Annotated in this window: 2 protein-coding genes and 2 pseudogenes; 1 reads left to right on the top strand and 3 read right to left on the bottom strand. The window is 41.1% G+C overall.

Translation table 11 applies throughout. From position 1 onward, the window contains the following. Positions 1–99 precede the first annotated feature (99 nt). Positions 100–351: a hypothetical protein gene (locus H6G97_RS50100; protein ID WP_190947655.1), complete on the top strand. Its 252-nt coding sequence runs from the start codon at positions 100–102 to the stop codon at positions 349–351. A gap of 503 nt (positions 352–854) precedes the next feature. Here the strand turns inward: H6G97_RS50100 and H6G97_RS50095 are convergent. The 3 genes and pseudogenes from H6G97_RS50095 to H6G97_RS50090 all read right to left on the bottom strand — a co-directional run. Then, positions 855–1,384: pseudogene (locus H6G97_RS50095) on the bottom strand (gamma-glutamyl-gamma-aminobutyrate hydrolase family protein). Continuing rightward, positions 1,380–1,586, bottom strand: a complete 207-nt coding sequence (locus H6G97_RS54520) for a gamma-glutamyl-gamma-aminobutyrate hydrolase family protein (RefSeq protein ID WP_242056190.1) — start codon at positions 1,584–1,586, stop codon at positions 1,380–1,382. The pseudogene H6G97_RS50095 and the gene H6G97_RS54520 overlap by 5 nt, the downstream one beginning before the upstream one ends. A gap of 61 nt (positions 1,587–1,647) precedes the next feature. Then, positions 1,648–2,302 (bottom strand): annotated as a pseudogene (locus H6G97_RS50090) (glutamate-cysteine ligase family protein); the annotation flags it as partial.

Here is a 2,302-nt window from a genome sequence, read left to right as displayed (position 1 = left end):
TATTTGATTAAGTAGAATTACTTCCATCAGATAATGCACGGATCTTGTAGAACTAAGATGAAAAACTATTATTAAGAAGTAAGGATACTTTACTAATCAATGCCCAGCAAAACTATTGAAGTCCGAGAGTACACCGTCAGAGCGCACAAGCGGGAAATTCACACCCGCGTTTTCAACTTCGTGTGTAAGCAATGCGAACAACCCACACAACGAGAAACCTTTGGTGTGCGACCACTCTACTGTGAAACATGCCGTCCGCCACAAGCACCTAAGCAATCGAAAGTAGTCCCTATAGGCAAGAGGAAACCCAGAGCTATGACTTACAAGAGTGGTAAAGACATAGCCGGATGATTTGTTGTCTCAAGGTTTTGAGTGAGCGCACGAAAGTGAGTGAAGCAGTGCGCTTATTCGCCCAACTTAACTCAAACTGGTAAAAAGTAACTCTAATGTTTAGGAGTGATTCAGGAGGTGCAAACTGTTTTTTGCAGGGAGCAGGGGAAGTCAAGAGAAAATTTTATGTCTTATGTTTGCTCAGTTTGTTAAATAATTACTTTAATTTATGATTTTGAGAATTAAGAGTATTTGATTTTATTAGTCTCCTAACACCCAAGAACTTGAGTTCATTGCTCCAACTGCACTGATTGAAGTACTCAAAGCCGAGCAACTCAACTGGCAAATTCCTAATTTAGCTTCATCTGATATTGATGTACAAAGTCCCAATGCTCCAAGCGATTGAGAATCAGAAATCTGAATCGATAGCCAGACAGAACAGTAGCAATTAAAACATTGATGACTTCGGCGGCAAGACTATTAGTTCGCCGATTTTTTTTCGGTTAAAGAAGAATACTACATCTTTATAAGCGTTTTGTACGTGCAGCCTGAACGAGAGCTAAAAAAAGTCTTTGATGATTGGGATCGAGAATTGAAAGCTCAGGATGCCATTGCACACCAATTGCCCAAGGATGGTGTTCATGTTGCACAGCTTCAATGACTCCATCATCCGAAGCATAAGCAACAACCCGCCAACCTGGGGGTACTTTATCTATCGCTTGATGATGCCAAGAAACTACAGATATGTGAGAATTCTGTAAACACTTAGCGAAAAGACTTTCTACATCTATCTTGACAAGATGTTCTGTAGGTAAACGTCGTCCAGGCTCAGGCTCTAGACGATGTAATGCAGATGTACCGTAAACATCTCGAATGTGAGGAATTAGAGTACCCCCACAGGCGACGATGAGAATTTGTAAACCCCGGCAAATACCAATATTGGCAGATGACGTTCAAGAGCAAACTTGCCAAGCTGCAATTCAAAAGCATCACGTTCGCGATCAACAGAATAAATAGTAGGATGATCAAAACCGTTGTAGCAAGCAGGGTCAATATCTCCACCACCAGAGATGATTAAACCTGTCCAAAGAATCTAGAAGTTGAGCAGGCTCAACTTCTCCTGGTGGTAATAATATGGGAATGCCACCTGAAGCACGGACTGCATCTATATATTCACTTGGCAGAGAAAATGGTAATGCTGCAAGGCGACCATAAGTTGTAATCCCAATCAATGGTTTTCGAGATTTTCTACTCATCTTGATGCTATTTCACTATTTAATCCCCGTTATAAAAGTGTACTTCCGACTTCCGACTTCTTTAATGCTGCTGTAGCAACAATCCTTCATCAGTATCCAAAGCTGCGAGAGGATTTTCTATATCTATCGATGAAACAATAGCTTCTAGCTTGTCACAAATTGAGCGCACTAAACGCAAACCGGCATCTAATGAAAGTTGAGTAGTTGTTGGGGTAAACTCTTGCAAGATGCTGGCTTCTGTCGTCTGATACCGATCGAGGTTTCTGCTGAGTTTTGCCAAAAAATTTGTTCCTTCACCACCAACAGCACTGGCAAACTGCAAAATGGAATCGACGTAAGCTCTAACTTTGGGGTTTTTAATTCCTTCTGTAGCTGAGGCTAAGAGCAATTCCCCTAATAGATATTCAAAATCTGGTACATACAAGCGATTGCCAACTAATTCAAATATCTGCATTCCTTTAGATGGTCTTACTGTTAACTTCTCGTGCCTAACTCGATCAGCCAATTTTTCCAGCAATGTAATTACAAGTAAAATTACAGAGGGAGAGTTGCTATCTATACATCTGATTTCTACTGTGCCGAGTTTGTTAAGTCGAACTGGATTCCAAGCTGACTTGAGTAAGCTAACTCCGGCTTCTTTTAACAGGTTCGGTTGAATTTTGGCTTTTTCCATCGCTTGCAGCCAAGCATAATAACGAGCGAACTGCTGCTCGACT

It is taken from the genome of Nostoc flagelliforme FACHB-838 (genome assembly GCF_014698065.1).
In the GTDB taxonomy this organism is placed as follows: Bacteria; Cyanobacteriota; Cyanobacteriia; order Cyanobacteriales; family Nostocaceae; genus Nostoc; species Nostoc flagelliforme_B.
This window is presented reverse-complemented; position numbering and strand designations above follow the sequence as displayed.

Excerpts from the sequence above, each read along its gene's own strand:
- H6G97_RS50100 (WP_190947655.1), top strand. The coding sequence starts at position 100 with ATGCCCAGCAAAACTATTGAAGTCCGAGAGTACACCGTCAGAGCGCAC.
- H6G97_RS54520 (WP_242056190.1), bottom strand. The coding sequence starts at position 1,586 with ATGAGTAGAAAATCTCGAAAACCATTGATTGGGATTACAACTTATGGT.